Below are 16,074 nucleotides of genomic sequence, written 5' to 3'. Positions count from 1 at the left end.
TGTGCCGGGGGCTACGGCTACCGGTGCGCGAATCCCGGGGCGGGCCCGGCCTTCGGCTCCCGTGACGCCACCCGCCCGCGTCTGGGTGGCAGGTGCCGTCCGTCCTTGAGCCAGCTCCTGTTGCGCGGCCCAGGTCGGTCCGTCCACGGCCTTCAAACAGATATAAGAGTCCGGAAAGCCGCCGAAATCCCGTCCATTACCGTGGTCCGACCCTGTCTCCCCCCCGCCCTGTCTCTTCCTCCGGGTTCTCCCGGCATCGGCGGCAAGAACGCTCCGGCAAACCAGAATGGATCTGCCGCCCGTTGGCGCTTCCGGTTGCCTCCCGCATGCGCGGTCGAACAGCGTATGGCGCGGCATGGAGCCGCCCGGCCCAAACCGGCGAATGCGCCGGCTGTTCCTGGCATGGTGGCTGCTAGCGAACGATCGCAGGAACGCATCACCGATTCCGGTGGCGCGTTGCATGCCGCAAATATTGTCAGGAGCCGAATCATGTTCGACGGAATTGGAGCCAACCCGGCTTATACCCGTACCACCCCCGCTTACAATCCCCAGCAGAATGACCCTCGGGCCGACGCCGCCCGTGAACAACGCGCCCAGGCTCAACAAGCCGAAGCGCGCGCGCCGGGGGAGCAGGCCCACGCGACCAGTCGCGCCGAACAGACCGAGCCGGCTGTCCAGCAGGCGCCGTTCAGCACCGTGGCGGCGCAGTCGATGAATGCACCAAGCGCATTGCAGGCGGCACAGATGGGGCCGTCGGCACAACCCGGCGCCGTGAGCGCCCTCATGGCGCAAACGACCATGACCGGAACGATGAACCATGCGACGACTCCGCAGACCGCCGGCGCAGCGTCCACGGCGAGCCTGGGCGAGACCGTGCAGCCCAACGGCACGGTGGACGCGACCGATCCAGCAAACCGCGGTTCTCACGTCGACACCGAGATCTGAACCCGCCGTTCAGGTTTCCCGGTCCTGCGGACCCGCCGAATCTCGGCGAGGCATCGTGGCATCTCGTGCGGGATTCGGCCGGTCCGGGGCTGGCCGATCATTCTCGCTGAACCCTCCCGGCCGTCTCGCCGCCACGACTTCCCGCGTCGCGTAAGGACTGCTGTGCCCATTGGGTTGCGGCTGGTCCGTGGCGGTGTCGCTGCTCCCCGGAATGTCGGGATGCTGAAGCTGTGGCGTCATGACCGGGTTGTCCTAACCCATGTGTCGGGATGAAACAGACCACTGTGCCTGGCTTTGCTCGTCCGCAATCCGACGGGGTTTCACAAGTGCATGAAATATCGGTATTAACATCGATTTTTGTCACCCTGGCATTGTGTTTGCTCCTCCCTGGTTGCAGTGGTCCGAACGCACTTTCGAGCGGATCGGCTGACTGCACGACTTGATTCCATCTTGAAGGAGAGAAGCATGATGTCGACTTTCCAGAAGACCGCGATCGCATTGGTCCTCGGTTCCATGTTTGCCATGGGAGGCATGGGGGCTGCACATGCCCAGGCCGGTGGTGACGCGGGCGCCGGTGCCGGCGCCCCGGAAGCGGGTACTGGCGCTGAGGGCGGTGCGGGCGCACCGGAAGGTGGTGCCGGAGCAGGCGCCGGTGCTCCGGAAGGCGGGGCCGAGGCCGGTGGTGGTGGCACCATGGGCGGCGGAGGCGCCGAAGGTGGTGCCGGTGCCGGTGCAGGCTCCATGGATGACCATGACGAAGATGACGACGACGATGACGATGGGGCCCCCGACTGGTAATCCCCATCTCTCCACCAAGCCGGGCACCCCGCCCGGCTTCTTCTTGGAAGACGCTGATCCATTCGCACGCCCGCGCTGGCGCTCCGGTTTTTCCGCAGCGAAAGCAAGGCGCGCTATTCGGCTCTGTCGCCCCTCTCCACTTCACTCAACGCGCCTTGTCGTCGCACAAAATCGACTCAAGCGCGAACGTGCGAATGGATCAGCGTACCTGGTCGACTTCGGGAGCCCAGCCGGCGATGCGCCAGGATCGTCCCCGTCGTAAGTGGGTCGGGCTGGCCGGCGTCCAACGGCCGAACCCGACGGCTCCCGGCATCGCCCCCTAGTTCCTTGTACTGATGCTTGTGTCCGTCCGGACGGCTGCCACCGTGTTGAGCGCACCCGGCTAGCCGTAATGCCCGTCGACGCGCGGTTTGACCAGCATCGGGGCATAAATCCAGAGAAACCCGGCGAAGGCCGCGATCCACAAGAGTTGCGAGGCGCTCATCCAGCTGGCGATCAAGGCCGGCCAGAGCAGAGGGGCGGCCACCCGTGCGAGCGCCCCGGCGGCCAGCAGGCCGAATAGCAGCCCGAGGACCCGCGGCGGGTCAAAGACGTTGCGTCCGGTATGGCCCAGGGCGACGCGCGTCATCATCCCCAGGGTCATCATGCCGATTCCCCCGTAGGTGAATGCGTGCAGCGCGGCCATCGGGCTGAGGGGGGTGAATTCGGCCACGGCCCGCAGGGCAAAGCCGATCACGATCCAGCCGTAGGCCATCATCAGCACCCACAGCAGTGGCTTGCGCCACAGCGCCGGCGTATGCCAGCCCGCCCAGCGCATGCCATGCGCCACGGCCAGACCGGCGGCCAGCCCCCCCGCGACCGTTGCCCATGGCAGGAACACCTCGACCAGCCAGAAGGCGAGCAACAGCAACAGGGCGAGGCGGTCCAGCCAGTCCCGGTTCACCGGCGTAAAGGCACCCTCCAGCCCGCGCTCGATAAAGAACGGGATGACCCGGCGCCCCATCATCAGGATCAGCGACAGCACCAGGTAGACCCCGGAGTAGAGCCCCAGGCGCTGGCCGCCATCGAGAAGATCGAAGGCGCCCAGGTAGAACAGGCCGTTGCTCGCCCCCAGCAGCGCGATTTTGCCGATCACGGCGAGCTGGGCCCATTGGCGCGTCTGCCATACCGGGCGGGCCAGGGCGGCCAGCAGCCACAGGGTAAAGCCCAGATCGAACAGCGCCATCGCCACCAGCCCGGGGTCCCCGAACAACGCCGCCACCCGGCCGCCGAGCCAGAGCCCGGCCAGCACCAGCAGTGCGGATCCGTGGGTCGTCTGTACCCCGGTCCAGTTGCGCACGGCCGTGAGCAGGAACCCGGCGACGACCGCCATGGCGTAGCCGAAGATCAGGGTATGGCCGTGCCAGGCGAAGGGCCCGCCAAAGGCGGCCGTGGGCAGCGCCGCCATGTCGAATTGGTAGAGCCAGGTCCACAGACCGACGACCAGCACGGCGTACAGCCCTGCCAGCAGGAAGAACGGGCGAAAGCCCAGATGGCTCAGGGCAAATCGAACCTGTCCCGGCTCTTCGATATTCAGCTTCAACATCGCCCCCTTGGTTCGCCACGCTGGTACCCGCCATCTCGTTGCGAGCCACCCAGAAGACGGGTTCGCACCCGCTCATATAATGCATGTAGTGAAAAGCTTTTGGCGAGCCTGGGTTCTTCGTCATTGCGACGCCTCGGCAATCGGCCGGACCGGCCCGCTATCCCGTCGCGCGCATGCCGCCGCCTCCCCCTCCGCCCGGCGGGGGTGTCCAGACGTTGCGAAAGGCCTGATGCGTCTTGGGTGGGAGGTGGCGGGAGAAGCGCAACTCGACACCCCGGTCGGTACGCACGGCACGGATCCGGCCCCGCTTCAGCCTGTATTGTCGTGCGACGTCCTCGCAGCCCCTCACGAAACCGGACGGCGGCTTGCCGCGCCGCACGCGGGCAGCGCCATCGCGCAGCTCCACCGAAAACACCAGCCGGGCATGCCAGAGCATCAGCGCGACGCCAAGCCCCAGCAGGGCGAACATGATCAGGAACGTGAGCAGCATGATGGATTGCGGGACAAGGGGCGCCTCAGTGTAGCGCACCCCATCCGCGGTCTTTCGCCCCCGACGGTCGCCGTGGCCTGCAGCGCAAACTCGCCTGTTCTCGCTCGTCCTGGTTGGTCATCCCGAAAATCGCGCAGCGGTGATCCGGGATCCACGCGGCGGGAGACGGGATGGGACCCGAGCGCTTGTCGCCCTGGAAGATCCCGGGTCTGTGTTTTCCTGGGGCCGGGATGGCCGGGGGGCTTTGCAGGCGCGGGCAGGTGCGGTTCCACCAGGTGCTACCACAAGGCTGTCCCACAGGATCCTTCGTCGTTTGATGGGGGTTACAGGTCGGAGTATTTGCGGGCGTTGCCGCGAGACTTTTCGACGGGGTATTTGCGGGCGTTCATCTCGAGTTTGTCGCTGGCGGCTTCGAGGAGGTCGATGTCGAGCTTGCGAGCGAGGAGCAGGAGGTAGATTTGTACGTCGGCGATCTCCTGGCGCACGGCCTCGTGGGTGCCTTCCGGGAGGGTGCGCGACTGGTCCTGGGTCAGCCACTGGAAGTGTTCGATGAGTTCGCCGACCTCGCCGGCCAGTGCCATCGACAGGTTCTTGGGCGAGTGGAACTGCGCCCAGTCGCGTGCCTCGACGAAGGCCTCGACGCGGGCGGTCAGTTCTTCCAGGGCCTGCGTGCCGTTGGTTTTCGCGTCCATCGGTGCTCCGTTCGGTCCGTACTTCTGCATTCCCGGCATCGTAACGGAGTCGGCGTGCGGACTGTAATCGAGGTTGTGCGGTTCCCCGTGGGACGCTGTGGGCTGCGGGTCTCGCGGGGGGTGTTGCTGTCGGCGGCGGCGCGGGCAATCCCGCTCCTGCGGGGCTACAGCCAGCCGCGGCGGCGGAAGAGGTAGAGCATGCCGAGGACGACGGCCAGCATGATGCCGAGCAGGATAGGGTAGCCGTAGTAGGTGTAGAGCTCGGGCATGGACCAGGGGCTGTCGGGGTGGTCGAAGTTCATGCCGTAGATGCCGACCAGGAAGGTGAGCGGGATGAAGATGGTGGCGATGATGGTGAGCACGCGCATGACGTCGTTGGAGCGCTGGTTGATGGTCGACATGTAGGCCTCGATCAGGGTGGCCGCCATCTCGCGGTAGGACTCCAGCAGATCCATGATCTGGATGGTGTGGTCGTGGGCGTCGCGCAGGTACGGGAACAGCTCCGGGGTGAAGGGCTCCATGTCGTCGCGCATCAGGCGGGCGACCACGTCGCGCGTGGGCCAGAGCTGGCGGCGCAGGACGAGGAGTTCGCGGCGCAGGATGTGGATCTCGTTCAGGGTGTGGCGGTCGGGTTGGTCGAGGACGGTCTCCTCCAGGGTTTCCAGCTTTTCGCTGATGCGTTCCATCACCGGGAAGGCCTGGTCGATCACGGTATCCATCAGGGCGTAGGCGAGGTAGGCGGCGCCCAGGCGGTTGAAGTTGCGGTTGGCGCTGCGCATGCGGTCGCGGACCGGACCGAAGGGGTCGTGTGCGCCGCTGTGGATGCTGATGACCAGGCGGGTGCTCACCACGAAGACGTTGACCTGGTCGAGTTCGATACTGCCGTTGTGATGGCGCGGCTGGCGCAGAATCGCGACCAGCTGTTCGTCGAAGAAGTCCACCTTGGGACGCTGTCCCTGGTGGCGCACGTCTTCCAGCGCCAGCGTGTGCAGGCCGAAGGCCTCGCCGAGGTCGTGCAGCTGACGCGGGCTGGGTGCGCCCTGCAGGTGCAGCCAGACCAGGCCGCCGTCGAGGGCTTGCACGCCTTCGCGCAGGGTGCGTTGCGGGTCGAGTTCGACGAGTTGTTCGTGGTGGTAGTGCCAGGCGGAGACGGTGGCGTCGTCGGCGTGCGGATGCTCGGTGGCGTGGGCCCCGTGACCGGGGGCGGCGCCGGGCTTCAGGTAGGTCTTTTCGAACAGGCGGGTCATCGCGGTTTCCGTGCGGATTTTTGGTCAGTATAGGAGGCTGAAAAATGCTGCGCGCGGGGGGCGAGTCTGGCAGTCTGGGCGGCCACTGAACGGCTCGGGCCCGGGCCGTCCCCCCCACGGGTTAGGAACAAGGAGCGCGGTATGGAACTGAAGACCATGTTGGTGCCGGTGGATGGTTCCGCCAACGCCTGGCGGGCGGTGGAGGTGGCCGCGGACCTGGCGTCCAAGTATCGCGCCCGGGTGGTGCTGGTCAGCGTGTTGCTGCAGGGCGAGGTGCCGCCGCATATCCGCAAGCTCTCCGACCTGCCGGACGCGGACGATCCGCCGCTGGCGATGGGCGGTGCGGCCGTGGGCTCCGCGGTGCCGCCAAAAGTGCTGCGGGATATCGCGAAGAAGCTGGTGGATCAGGCGCACGCCTACTTCACCGAAATGGGCGTGGCCGATATCGAGCATCATATCGAGGATGGCTCGCCGGCCAAGGTGATACTGCAGCAGGCGGAGTATCACGACGTCGACATGGTGGTGATGGGTTCACGCGGCCTCGGTGGCCTGCAGGGGCTGCTCTCCGGCAGTGTGTCGCACAAGGTGCAGCAGCTGGCGCGCTGCATCGTGGTGACGGTCAACTGAGCCCGGCCTTCTCGCGATGTCGCGGCTGTCGATCGATTTGCACGAGTGCTTTCGCAATGGCCGCCAGATCGACGCCGAGCTGAACGGCGCGATCGAGCAGGCCTGCGACAAGCGCATCAAGACGGTGGAGATCATCCACGGCAAGGGCAGTGGGCAGCTGAAAAAGCGCGTGCTGCGCTTTCTGGAACAGCCCGAGGTGAAGGCGCGCTACCACCGGGTGGAGAAGGACTCGAAAAACCACGGGCGGCTGTTCGTGCACTTCAAGCATTGAGCCGTGGGTTCCTTTTTGCAGGAGGCCGGCCTCTGACGGCCCGGCAGGTGCTGTCATTTCGGAAACCGCACAGCGGTGATCCGGGATCTCGGGCGTTGGGGCAGGGGGATGACGTTGGAGATCCCGGCTCTTCGCTGCGCTGCGGCCGGGATGACCTGGTGGAGGTGGATGGCCGGGAGGATGTGGGCTGGGGTTCTGTAGGAGCGTGCCTGCACGCGAATGCCCCTGCCAGAGCCGGACGCGGGCGGGGCTTCGCGTGCAGGCACGCTCCTACAGTGATATTCCCACCGGGGGGCAACTAAGGCTTCTGGTGGCCTAGTTTGCGGTTGGCGAGTTCGTAGCCGAGGTCGATCATGTCGGCGGCGCGGTGGAAGTCGAATATGCCGCAGGCGTTGACCGGGACCTCGATCAGGTGCTCCGGGTTGTAGGCGGCGATGCGAAAGCGCGCGATCGAGCCCTGCATGGCCTCGATGGAGTGGGAGACGATGTCGATCAGGCCCAGCGCGCGGGCCTCCTGTTCGCGGCTCAGGCCGGGGTCGGTCTCGCCCAGGCCCAGCTTGTCCTGCCAGTCTTGCAGCCAGCTGCCGACGCGGTCGGGCAGGGCCTCCGCAAGGCGGTGGTTCAGGAGGCCGCCAGGGTCGGGTTTCCCCGCGGCGTGGCCGGGCTCGCTGGTGCGTTCGGGGCGGATCAGTTCTTCGCCGACGCGGCCGTTCAGGCTGACCGCAAGGGTGATGTCGGTGTCGTCGTTGAGGGTGGGGGCGATCGGGACCGGGTTCAGCAGGCCGCCGTCCACCAGTAGCCGACCCTTGAGGCGGACCGGGGTGAAGACGGTCGGGATGGCGATGGAGGCGCGGATGGCGTCGAACAGCGAGCCGGAGTTCAGCCATACCTCGCGTTCGCGCTCGATGTCCGTGGCCACGGCGGTGAACGAGATCGGCAGCTGCTCGATGTCGGTGTCGCCGAGCATGTCGCGCAGCTTCTCGATCAGGCGATCGCCGCGGATCAGCCCGGCGCCGCGGAAGGAGAAGTCCAGCAGCCGCCAGACGTCCTGGCGCCGCAGGGTCTTCACCCAGTCCTCGTAGGCATCCAGCTGGCCGGCGGCGTAGATGCCGCCGACGACCGCCCCCATGGAGGCACCGGCAATGGAGCGGATGTGGTAGTCCGAGTGTTCCTCCAGCCAGCGGATCACGCCGATCTGTGCCAGACCGCGGGCGCCGCCGCTGCCGAGGACTAGGGAAATGGACTGGGGCTTGCGCGTCATGGTTGCCGGGGTGCCTGTGTGGGGTTTTTTGGCCGTCGGTCGGTCGGTCGGTCGGCCGGTCGTGCTGCCTGATTCAATACTGGGGGCGCGGCGCGCGTTTTCCAGCGTGCTTCTTCATGCGCGATCGGGGTCCAGCAGGTGGTCGTGCAGGGCCTGGGCGGCCTCGCCGGCGGGTTCTTCCACCCGTAGCTGCCACACGGCGGCGGGGTGGTCCGGTGACCACTCGCTGAATACCACCAGCCCGGCATACGGGCCGTGCCCGCGGATGGTGCCCAGCGTCAGCCGGCCCTCCGAGTCGCCGTACAAGTGCACTTCGAACTCGGGGGCGGGTGGCGGCAGCTTCCAGTAACCGTCGCGACCGGTCTCGCGGAAGGCGGTGTCGGAAGGCTCGGCGTCGTCGTCGAAGTGGCGGCGTAGCAGCGGCACCGACAGTCGGTGTGGCAGCCCCAGGACGGTCTCGATGCCAGTGCGGCCGTGGTCAACGGCCTGAGCGGCGGCCTCCAGCGGATCGCGCGGGCCCAGCCATTTCTTCAGTAGCTTGCGCATGCGCGGATCATCCGTGTGCCGTCCGCAGTGTGCAAGCGTCGGTGGTCATGTAGTGGCTTGGAGGGTGATGGCTGCCGGCGTTACGGTGCGGGTGGGTAAAAGAAAAGGAGTCAGTCATGGGGTTTGCACTGTCCGCGATGCAGTTGTCGAGTTCCGCCTTTGGGCCCGGCCAGCCGATCCCCAAGCGGCACAGCGGCGAGGGCGAGGATACCTCGCCTGCCTTGCGGTGGCGGGACGTGCCACAGGGCGCCCGGTCCCTGGCGGTGATCTGCCATGACCCGGATGCGCCGTTGATCCAGCCAGGCACCTACGGCTTCGTGCACTGGGTGCTGTACAACCTGCCGCCGGATCTGGACGGCCTGTCCGAGGCAACCGATCTGGGCACGACGGGCCAGACGGATTTCGGTCGCACCGGCTACGGCGGACCAATGCCGCCCGAGGGCCACGGCAAGCACCACTACTTCTTCTGGCTGCTGGCGCTGGACGCCGACCTGCAGCTCCCGCCCGGGTTAACCCTGTGGCAGTTCCTGGAGCATGCCGAGCCCCACGTGATCGGCATGAACCGCCTGGTGGGCACCTACCAGCGCGACTGATGCCTTGGGGGCATGGGGCATTTCTTGTAGGAGCCGCCTTGGCGGAGAAGCCCCTGCCGGAGTCGGACGCGGGCAGGGGCTTCGCGTGCAAGCACGCTCCCACGGGGGCCCCTATCCTGCTTGTGACTGTTCGGTCTTGACCGGGTGGGTCGGCGGGCGCACGATGTGTACCACTTTATGTACGTTTCGGGTGACTGGCGATGACGACGCTGACGGCTACCGAGGCCCGCAAGGGTCTGTTCGATCTGATCAAGGGCGTGAACGAACAGCACGCGATCTACCATATCCGGCATCGCAACGGCGATGCGGTGCTGATGTCGGAAGACGAGTACGCCAGCCTGATCGAAACCCTGGAGCTGCTCTCGGAGCCCGGCTTCCGGCAGGAATTCGAGCGGGGCCGCCGCGAGGCGGATGAGGGCGATACGCTGGGATTCGAGGAGGTGTTCGGGGAGAAGCAGTGACCTGGACCATTCGGTTCACCCGTCAAGCGGAGAAAGACCTCCGGCGTCTGACGCCGAAGCTGCGCGACAAGGTGAAGCAGATCCTGCGCAACCGGGTTGCGGTCGACCCGTACTGTGGCAAGGCGCTGGTGGGTGATCTGCGCGGGTTCTACTCCCTGAGGATCAGCTACAAGGACCGTCTGCTGTACACGATTCGGGACGAGCAGTTGCTGGTGATCGTGATCCGGGCGCGTACGCATTACGGCGAATAGCCTTGTAGGAACCTGCTTGTGGGAGCCGGCTTGCCGGCGAAGCCCCTGCCAGCGTCGGACGCGGGCAGGGGCTTCGCGTGCAAGCCGGCTCCCACAGTGATGCGCCCTCAGGGGCAGGGGGTGGCGGCGGTGTTGGCTCCATCCATAAAAAAGGCCCGGGCCGAGCGAACTCGGTCCGGGCCTTTTGCGTTCCCGGGCGGGTGCCCGGGGCGGCGGCGTTGCTTAGTAGCGGTAGCCGAAGGCCTTTTCGAACTTGTCGGCGAACTCCTCGGCGCTGAAGTGGTGGTTCTGGGTGCCGGAGTGCGCGATCTTGATCGAGCCGATCAGCGAGGCGATACGGCCGGTGGTCTCCCAATCAAAGCCCTTTTCCAGGCCGAACAGGATGCCGGCGCGGTAGGAGTCGCCACAGCCGGTCGGATCCTTGATCGCGGCCGGTTCGACCGACGGGATGGTGATCTTCTTGCCGCCGGTGTAGATGTCGGAGCCGTCGCCGCCACGGGTGACGATCATGGCGTCCACCATCTCGGCCAGCTGTTCCATGCTCATGCCGGTACGGTCGGCGGTCAGCTGCGCCTCGTAGTCGTTGAACGCGGCGTAGGTGGCGTTCTCCATGAAGCGCTTCAGGTCGTCGCCGTCGAACATCGGCAGGCCCTGGCCCGGGTCGAACATGAACGGGATGCCGGCGTCGGCGAACTGCTGGGCGTGCTCGATCATGCCGTCACGGCCGTCCGGGGAGACGATGCCGACCTTGATGCCGTCGGCGTCGGTGACCTTCTGCTGATGCGAGAAGCCCATCGCGCCCGGGTGGAAGGCGGTGATCTGGTTGTCGTCCTGGTCGGTGGTGATGAAGGCCTGACCGGTGTAGGTGTCCTTCAGCTCCTTGACGAACTTGCGCGAGATGCCGTGGCGGTCCATCCAGTCGGCATAGGGGGCGAAGTCGCCGCCCACGGTCGCCATCACGGTCGGATCGGCGCCCAGCAGCTTCATGTTGTAGGCGATGTTGCCGGCGCAGCCACCGAACTCGCGGCGCATGTCCGGGACCAGGAAGGACACATTCAGCATGTGCACCTTGTCCGGGAGGATGTGGTTCTTGAAGCGGTCGGGGAACACCATGATGGTGTCGTAGGCCATGGACCCACAGATCAGTGCGGACATTGTTGCTCCTTAGCGTTGGCTGAAATCGTTGTCGTGCGCGCCTTTGAAGGCGGCACAGGACGTCCCGTAGCGCGCGCTGGAAGCCCGAATGGCGCGCCGGTCACGGGTCGTGCGATGTGCATAGGGTAAGTATTTGGGCGCAAAACAACAAATCAGGGGGGCTGCACGACGCCCGTCGAGTGCGTCCGCAGCCCCCTGAAGACGTGCCCGGACGGAGGTTCCGGGGCGGTCCGGCTCAGTCGTCCTGTTCGAGCAGGTGGCGTTCCATGTCGACGATGAAGTCTGGCAGGGTGTCGAGGTCGTGCTCGTCGCGGACGCCGAGCTCGCCTTCCAGCACCAGCGCTTGTCCGGGGTGCTTCTCGCTGTGGAGGAACTGATTGGTGATCTGGCCGGGATAGAATACCTCGATCTCGGTCCACTCCGGTTCCGCGTCGTCGAGGTTGCCGTCCACCCGGCGGGCCACGATGTCCGCGTCCTCGTTCTCCAGACCCAGGGTCTGCGGCAGCGAGACCAGATGCCAGCGGGCGCCCGCAGCACTGTGGACGGCGAAGGCCACGTTGTAGGTGCCGCCGTGTTCCAGCGTCTTGCTGTCGCGTTCGTTCGGGGCTTCCAGCGAACGCGTCAGGGCGATGCGCCAGGCACCGTCCTCGTAAGCGCCCGAGGCGCTGATGGCCCCGCGGCTGCCGCTCGGCTCCTGCAGGAAGCGTTGCGGGATGACGTCACCCTCTTCCCAGTCGTGGTCGGGGTCGAACGGGACCGCATTGTCTTCGGAGATGTAGTAGTGGTCATCCTGATCGTACTGGCGATCCAGCAGGGCCTCCCAGTCGAGGGAGCGTGAGCCGGTCTGCTCGGGGTCGAACATCCAGGCGGGCTGGTCCTGCTCGTCGTCCCAGTTGTCGGTGAACATGCTGTCCCCCTCGGAGGACAGCCGGTAGTGCAGCACGTAGTTGTTGTCGGCGTAGCCCATGGGGTGGCTGCGATGCGAGCGCCACTGCCACAGATCGATAAAGCTCCCGGCTTTCTGCAGCTCCTCCAGGGCCCCGTCGTCCTTGATCTGGTCCCAGGACTTTTCCGTGGGGTCTTCGGTCGTGCGGGTCTGGGGCAGGTACTTGCGCACGTCGCTGCGGCCCAGTTCCTCACCCAGCTTGGGATGCTCGGTCACGGCCTCGGAGTCCACCTCGGAGGTCAGGCTGCGCATGCCCTCGTGGGCAGTCATCCAGCCGCCCAGGCGATCGAAGCCGTCGACCGCGCCGTCATCCAGCATCATGGAGATGCGGTCTTCGTACAGGCCATGTTCGTCAGGGCCGGGGCCGCCGGAACCGTAGCGGACCCAGTCGCCATCCTCGTAGCGCCAGACCTGGTGATACCAGCTGGGATCGTCGGTCTCGTACTTGTAATGGATACGGAACTCTTCGTCGTTGTACACCGCGCCGACGCTCAGTACGGCGCTCCCGTCTTCCTCGGAGGGGATGTACACGTTGCGATCGGTATCGACCATGCGGGGTTCTGCCACGCCGAGCCCCGGGACTGTTCCGGCGATCGCGATCACGAGCAGTGAACGTTTCATGGTAAATCCTTTCGTTCTGAGGTGGAATTCGATGTGACACCCAGTAGTTCTGGCAGTTCCGCCGGGGCCTTTTCCCCCTTCGGCCAGAGTCCCCGGGGCTGGCCTGTGGCAGCATGGGGTGATTCCCGTGAGCGAGGGCGTGACTGATGAATCCGCGCGTACTGATCCCGATCCTGATCATCCTGCTGTTGTTGCTGAGCCTGTGGTCCATGAGCCTGGACGGCGACGGGGGCATCCTGCCCGGCGCGCCCGATACGGGTGCGGCACCGGCGGCCGAGCGCATGGCCGCTGGATCAGGATCGGTTGCGCCCCGGGCGGCATGAATACAGCCACGGCGCCCGCCCCGGATGCGCCGCACGCCGGGCGTGAAGTGATCTTCCGCGCCGCCGGGGTGACCAAGGTCTACCGCATGGGCGAGGTGACGATCCACGCCCTGCGCGGGGTGGACCTGGAGCTCTATACCGGCGAGCTGGTGGTGATGCTGGGGGCCTCGGGCTCCGGCAAGTCGACGCTGCTGAACATCATGGGCGGGCTGGATACCGCGTCCGAGGGCGAGGTGCGCTACCGCGATCAGGATCTGGCGCAGGCCTCCGAGCGCACACTGACGAACTTTCGCCGGGACCATGTCGGCTTCGTGTTCCAGTTCTACAACCTGATCGCCAGCCTGACCGCGCGCGAGAACGTGGCGATTGTCACCGAGATCTCGCGCGACCCGATGCCACCGGAGGAGGCGCTGGCGCTGGTCGGGCTGGAGGACCGCATGGACCACTTTCCCTCGCAGCTCTCCGGCGGCGAGCAGCAGCGGGTGGCCATCGCCCGCGCGATCGCCAAGCAGCCGGCGGTGCTGCTGTGCGATGAGCCCACTGGCGCGCTGGACTCGAAGACCGGCATCCGCGTGCTGGAGGTGCTGCAGCACATCAACGAGCGCCTGGATACGACGGTGGCGATCATCACCCACAACGCGGTGATCGGCGAGATGGCCGATCGCGTGATCCACCTGAGCGACGGCCGTGTGAGCGAGATCCACGAGAATGCCAGCCGGCAGTCTCCTTCCTCGTTGCACTGGTAGCGGCGCCGGTCCCGTCTCGTGCGCGCCCTGAACCGCAAGATCCTGCGCGATCTCGGCCACCTGAAGGGCCAAGCGGCGGCCATCGCGCTGGTGATCGCCAGCGGGGTGATGACGCTGGTGATCGCGGTCACCAGCCTCGACGCCCTGACCATCACCAAGGAGCGCTTCTACTCCGAATACCAGTTCGCCGATGTGTTCGCGGAGATCACGCGCGCGCCGGAGAGCGCGGTGGAGCGCTTCCGCGATGCGCCGGGCATCAACCAGATCGAGACCCGGGTGCAGGCCCCGGTGCGTCTGGAGGTGGCCGGCTTCGACGACCCGATCCGGGGCACCATGCTCTCCCTGCCGGACGGGGGCGAGCCGCTCCTGAACCGGCTCTACCTGCGCGAGGGCCGGCTGCCCGAGCCGGGCCGCGAGCGCGAGGTGGTGGTCAGCGAGGCCTTCGCCGAGGCGCACGGTCTGGGCGCCGGGGATGCCCTGCGCGCGATCATCGACGGGCGCTTGACCGACCTGCAGATCAGCGGCATCGCGCTGTCGCCGGAGTTCGTCTACCAGATCAGCCCCACCGACCTGCTGCCGGACTACGAGCGCTACGGCATCCTGTGGATGAACCGCCGCGCGCTGGCGGCCGCCTACGGCATGGAGGGGGCGTTCAACTCCGTCACCGTGAGTCTGCAAGCGGGCGCCGACCCGGAGCCCGTGATCGAGGCCATGGACCGCGCGCTGGCCCGCTACGGCGGTCTGGGCGCCTACGGGCGGGAGGACCAGTTCTCGCATCGCTTCCTGTCCGAGGAGCTGACCCAGCTGCGCGCCCAGGCGGCCATCCTGCCCACCATCTTCCTGGCGGTGGCGGCGTTTCTGCTGAACGTCGTGGTCGGACGCATCATCCGCTCGCAGCGCGAGCCGATCGCAGTGCTCAAGGCCTTTGGCTATGGCAATGGCGCGATTGCCGCGCACTACGGCCTGCTGACCGGCGGCATCGTGCTGGTGGGTTGTGCGCTGGGGCTCGCGTTCGGGGCCTGGGCCGCGCAGGGCCTGGCCGGCATCTACGCCGAGTACTTCCGCTTCCCGGCGATGAGCTTTCGCCTGCAGCCCTGGGTGATGGTGCTGGCGGTGGCCGTGGCGATGGGCGCGGCCATGCTCGGCACCTTCCGCGCGGTGTGGCAGGCGGTACGCATGGCCCCGGCCGAGGCCATGCGCCCACCGGCACCGGAACGTTTTCACCGCGGCTGGATGGAACGCACGGCGGCGTGGCGCGGGCTGGACCAGCCGACCCGCATCATCCTGCGCAACCTCGCGCGCCACCGGCTGAAGTCCGTGCTGTCGGTGATCGGCATCGGCCTGTCCGGCGGACTGCTGCTGATGGGCGCCTACCAGCTGAACGCGGTGGATCAGATGCTGGATACCCAGTACGGGCAGGTGCTGCAGATGGACATCGACCTGCAGTTCACCGATCCGGTGCCGGCGCGCGCGGCCGGGGAGCTGCGCCACGAGCCGGGCGTGCTGGCGGTGGAGACCTTCCGCGCGGTCCCGGTGCGGCTGGTCGGGGTGAACCGCGAGGAGCGCGTGCGCCTGCTGGGTCTGGACGCGGAACCGCGCCTGCGTCAGTTGCCGACGGCGGGCGGGCGCGGTCGCCTGCCGGAAGAAGGCATCCTGCTGACCGACTACCTGGCGGAGCAGCTGGGGCTGCGCGTCGGCGATCCGGTGGAGCTGGAGATCCTCGAGGGGCGCCGGCGCACGGTCTCGGTCCCGCTGGCCGGGGTGGTGGAGGAGCCGATCGGCGTCGGCGCCTACATGTACCGCCCGGCGCTGAATCGCCTGATCGGCGAGGGGCCGGCCGTCTCCGGTGCCTGGCTGCTGACCGACCGCGCGCAGGAGGCAGCGCTGTTCGCGCGGCTGTCGGATCGCCCGCGTGTGGCCAGCGTCGGTCTGATCGCGGAAGCCGAGCGCAACATCCGCGAATACATCGGCGAGACCATTATCGTGTTCGCCCTGGTGTTCGTGGCGCTGGCGGTGTCCATCGCCTTCGCCGTGACCTACAACAACGCGCGCATCACCTATGCCGAACGCGCCCGTGACCTGGCGACGCTGGAGGTGCTCGGCTACTCGCGCGGCCAGGTGAGCTGGATCCTGCTGGGCGAGATCGCCGTGCTGACGCTGGCGGCGATCCCGGTCGCCTGGCTCACCGGCACCGGTTTCGCCTGGCTGCTGAACCAGGCCTTCGCGATGGATTTGATGCGTGTACCGCTGGTGATCACGCCGCAGGCCTACGGCTTCGCCGCGCTGGGCATCCTGGTGGCGGCCAGCCTGACCGCCTTCCTCGCCTGGCGCCGCCTGCAGAGCCTCGACCGCGTACAGGCCCTGAAGGCCGCGGAATGACATTCCGGAGGACCGAACAGGCCAGCCGTCATTGCGAGGAGCGCAGCGACGAAGCACAAAAGCGCGAAGCGCGTTGAACGGCCGCAGGCCGGCCCGAAGGGCGAGCGCAGCGAGTAATCTCCATCCGGAACCAGCGC

At 66.9% G+C, this 16,074-nt stretch carries 18 protein-coding genes; 10 read left to right on the top strand and 8 right to left on the bottom strand.

Annotated features, from left to right (window positions below; genetic code table 11):
• Positions 1 to 489 precede the first annotated feature (489 nt).
• On the top strand, positions 490 to 945 hold the full coding sequence (locus F817_RS0104505; protein WP_024326536.1) for a hypothetical protein: 456 nt from the start codon (positions 490 to 492) through the stop codon (positions 943 to 945).
• Between the two features lie 465 nt (positions 946 to 1,410).
• Entirely contained in the window at positions 1,411 to 1,743 is a 333-nt protein-coding gene (locus F817_RS0104500) for a hypothetical protein (protein WP_024326535.1), read from the top strand.
• A gap of 382 nt (positions 1,744 to 2,125) precedes the next feature.
• Here the strand turns inward: F817_RS0104500 and F817_RS0104495 are convergent, their stop codons facing one another.
• The 4 genes from F817_RS0104495 to corA all read right to left on the bottom strand — a co-directional run bounded on the left by F817_RS0104495 (position 2,126) and on the right by corA (position 5,757).
• Positions 2,126 to 3,328, bottom strand: coding sequence for an NnrS family protein (locus F817_RS0104495; RefSeq protein WP_029681035.1), 1,203 nt, complete (start codon positions 3,326 to 3,328; stop codon positions 2,126 to 2,128).
• A gap of 157 nt (positions 3,329 to 3,485) precedes the next feature.
• Positions 3,486 to 3,818: a DUF3634 family protein gene (locus F817_RS0104485; RefSeq protein ID WP_024326533.1), complete on the bottom strand. Its 333-nt coding sequence runs from the start codon at positions 3,816 to 3,818 to the stop codon at positions 3,486 to 3,488.
• 323 nt (positions 3,819 to 4,141) lie between these two features.
• Positions 4,142 to 4,510 (bottom strand): nucleotide pyrophosphohydrolase, encoded by a 369-nt coding sequence (locus tag F817_RS0104480; RefSeq protein WP_024326532.1) that lies wholly within the window; start codon positions 4,508 to 4,510, stop codon positions 4,142 to 4,144.
• Between the two features lie 164 nt (positions 4,511 to 4,674).
• Positions 4,675 to 5,757 carry a magnesium/cobalt transporter CorA gene (gene corA / locus F817_RS0104475; protein WP_024326531.1) on the bottom strand — a complete coding sequence of 361 codons (1,083 nt, stop codon included), beginning with the start codon at positions 5,755 to 5,757 and terminating at the stop codon, positions 4,675 to 4,677.
• 141 nt (positions 5,758 to 5,898) lie between these two features.
• Here corA and F817_RS0104470 point away from each other — a divergent pair, with 141 nt between their 5' ends.
• Together F817_RS0104470 and F817_RS0104465 are read left to right on the top strand one after the other, a co-directional pair.
• Positions 5,899 to 6,384: a universal stress protein gene (locus F817_RS0104470; RefSeq protein WP_024326530.1), complete on the top strand. Its 486-nt coding sequence runs from the start codon at positions 5,899 to 5,901 to the stop codon at positions 6,382 to 6,384.
• A gap of 16 nt (positions 6,385 to 6,400) precedes the next feature.
• Positions 6,401 to 6,655 (top strand): Smr/MutS family protein, encoded by a 255-nt coding sequence (locus tag F817_RS0104465; RefSeq protein WP_024326529.1) that lies wholly within the window; start codon positions 6,401 to 6,403, stop codon positions 6,653 to 6,655.
• Positions 6,656 to 6,953: 298 nt separating this feature from the next.
• Here F817_RS0104465 and F817_RS0104460 read toward each other — a convergent pair whose 3' ends face one another.
• Both F817_RS0104460 and F817_RS0104455 read right to left on the bottom strand, forming a co-directional pair.
• Entirely contained in the window at positions 6,954 to 7,916 is a 963-nt protein-coding gene (locus F817_RS0104460) for a patatin-like phospholipase family protein (RefSeq protein ID WP_024326528.1), read from the bottom strand.
• A 114-nt stretch (positions 7,917 to 8,030) separates the two neighbouring features.
• On the bottom strand, positions 8,031 to 8,462 hold the full coding sequence (locus tag F817_RS0104455; RefSeq protein ID WP_024326527.1) for a hypothetical protein: 432 nt from the start codon (positions 8,460 to 8,462) through the stop codon (positions 8,031 to 8,033).
• 116 nt (positions 8,463 to 8,578) lie between these two features.
• Here F817_RS0104455 and F817_RS0104450 point away from each other — a divergent pair, with 116 nt between their 5' ends.
• The 3 genes from F817_RS0104450 to F817_RS0104440 all read left to right on the top strand — a co-directional run bounded on the left by F817_RS0104450 (position 8,579) and on the right by F817_RS0104440 (position 9,767).
• Positions 8,579 to 9,055: a YbhB/YbcL family Raf kinase inhibitor-like protein gene (locus tag F817_RS0104450; RefSeq protein ID WP_024326526.1), complete on the top strand. Its 477-nt coding sequence runs from the start codon at positions 8,579 to 8,581 to the stop codon at positions 9,053 to 9,055.
• 200 nt (positions 9,056 to 9,255) lie between these two features.
• Positions 9,256 to 9,516, top strand: coding sequence for a type II toxin-antitoxin system Phd/YefM family antitoxin (locus F817_RS0104445; RefSeq protein WP_019594942.1), 261 nt, complete (start codon positions 9,256 to 9,258; stop codon positions 9,514 to 9,516).
• Positions 9,513 to 9,767 (top strand): type II toxin-antitoxin system mRNA interferase toxin, RelE/StbE family, encoded by a 255-nt coding sequence (locus tag F817_RS0104440; RefSeq protein ID WP_024326525.1) that lies wholly within the window; start codon positions 9,513 to 9,515, stop codon positions 9,765 to 9,767. Before F817_RS0104445 ends, F817_RS0104440 begins: the two co-directional genes overlap by 4 nt.
• 222 nt (positions 9,768 to 9,989) lie before the next feature.
• Here F817_RS0104440 and F817_RS0104435 read toward each other — a convergent pair whose 3' ends face one another.
• Together F817_RS0104435 and F817_RS0104430 are read right to left on the bottom strand one after the other, a co-directional pair.
• Positions 9,990 to 10,922 (bottom strand): carbohydrate kinase family protein, encoded by a 933-nt coding sequence (locus F817_RS0104435; RefSeq protein WP_024326524.1) that lies wholly within the window; start codon positions 10,920 to 10,922, stop codon positions 9,990 to 9,992.
• A gap of 235 nt (positions 10,923 to 11,157) precedes the next feature.
• Positions 11,158 to 12,489 (bottom strand): ethylbenzene dehydrogenase-related protein, encoded by a 1,332-nt coding sequence (locus F817_RS0104430; protein ID WP_024326523.1) that lies wholly within the window; start codon positions 12,487 to 12,489, stop codon positions 11,158 to 11,160.
• Between the two features lie 146 nt (positions 12,490 to 12,635).
• Between F817_RS0104430 and F817_RS14595 the strand changes: the two genes are divergently transcribed.
• Genes F817_RS14595 through F817_RS0104415 form a run of 3 tightly spaced genes read left to right on the top strand, consistent with a single transcriptional unit; the run spans position 12,636 to position 15,937 of the window.
• The gene (locus F817_RS14595; protein WP_019568628.1) at positions 12,636 to 12,812 is read left to right on the top strand and encodes a hypothetical protein; all 177 of its coding nucleotides are present in this window, start codon (positions 12,636 to 12,638) and stop codon (positions 12,810 to 12,812) included.
• Entirely contained in the window at positions 12,809 to 13,558 is a 750-nt protein-coding gene (locus F817_RS0104420; protein ID WP_024326522.1) for an ABC transporter ATP-binding protein, read from the top strand. Before F817_RS14595 ends, F817_RS0104420 begins: the two co-directional genes overlap by 4 nt.
• Before the next feature lie 18 nt (positions 13,559 to 13,576).
• A complete protein-coding gene (locus F817_RS0104415; protein WP_024326521.1) occupies positions 13,577 to 15,937 on the top strand; it encodes an ABC transporter permease in 2,361 nt (786 codons plus the stop codon).
• Positions 15,938 to 16,074: the final 137 nt, after the last annotated feature.

It is taken from the genome of Thioalkalivibrio sp. AKL19, from assembly GCF_000420165.1.
GTDB lineage: Bacteria > Pseudomonadota > Gammaproteobacteria > Ectothiorhodospirales > Ectothiorhodospiraceae > Thioalkalivibrio.
This window is presented reverse-complemented; position numbering and strand designations above follow the sequence as displayed.

Excerpts from the sequence above, each read along its gene's own strand:
- F817_RS0104435 (WP_024326524.1), bottom strand. The coding sequence starts at position 10,922 with ATGTCCGCACTGATCTGTGGGTCCATGGCCTACGACACCATCATGGTG.
- F817_RS14595 (WP_019568628.1), top strand. The coding sequence starts at position 12,636 with ATGAATCCGCGCGTACTGATCCCGATCCTGATCATCCTGCTGTTGTTG.
- F817_RS0104460 (WP_024326528.1), bottom strand. The coding sequence starts at position 7,916 with ATGACGCGCAAGCCCCAGTCCATTTCCCTAGTCCTCGGCAGCGGCGGC.
- F817_RS0104505 (WP_024326536.1), top strand. The coding sequence starts at position 490 with ATGTTCGACGGAATTGGAGCCAACCCGGCTTATACCCGTACCACCCCC.
- F817_RS0104455 (WP_024326527.1), bottom strand. The coding sequence starts at position 8,462 with ATGCGCAAGCTACTGAAGAAATGGCTGGGCCCGCGCGATCCGCTGGAG.
- F817_RS0104445 (WP_019594942.1), top strand. The coding sequence starts at position 9,256 with ATGACGACGCTGACGGCTACCGAGGCCCGCAAGGGTCTGTTCGATCTG.
- F817_RS0104450 (WP_024326526.1), top strand. The coding sequence starts at position 8,579 with ATGGGGTTTGCACTGTCCGCGATGCAGTTGTCGAGTTCCGCCTTTGGG.
- F817_RS0104500 (WP_024326535.1), top strand. The coding sequence starts at position 1,411 with ATGATGTCGACTTTCCAGAAGACCGCGATCGCATTGGTCCTCGGTTCC.
- F817_RS0104420 (WP_024326522.1), top strand. The coding sequence starts at position 12,809 with ATGAATACAGCCACGGCGCCCGCCCCGGATGCGCCGCACGCCGGGCGT.
- F817_RS0104495 (WP_029681035.1), bottom strand. The coding sequence starts at position 3,328 with ATGTTGAAGCTGAATATCGAAGAGCCGGGACAGGTTCGATTTGCCCTG.
- corA (WP_024326531.1), bottom strand. The coding sequence starts at position 5,757 with ATGACCCGCCTGTTCGAAAAGACCTACCTGAAGCCCGGCGCCGCCCCC.
- F817_RS0104465 (WP_024326529.1), top strand. The coding sequence starts at position 6,401 with ATGTCGCGGCTGTCGATCGATTTGCACGAGTGCTTTCGCAATGGCCGC.
- F817_RS0104430 (WP_024326523.1), bottom strand. The coding sequence starts at position 12,489 with ATGAAACGTTCACTGCTCGTGATCGCGATCGCCGGAACAGTCCCGGGG.
- F817_RS0104470 (WP_024326530.1), top strand. The coding sequence starts at position 5,899 with ATGGAACTGAAGACCATGTTGGTGCCGGTGGATGGTTCCGCCAACGCC.
- F817_RS0104480 (WP_024326532.1), bottom strand. The coding sequence starts at position 4,510 with ATGGACGCGAAAACCAACGGCACGCAGGCCCTGGAAGAACTGACCGCC.
- F817_RS0104485 (WP_024326533.1), bottom strand. The coding sequence starts at position 3,818 with ATGCTGCTCACGTTCCTGATCATGTTCGCCCTGCTGGGGCTTGGCGTC.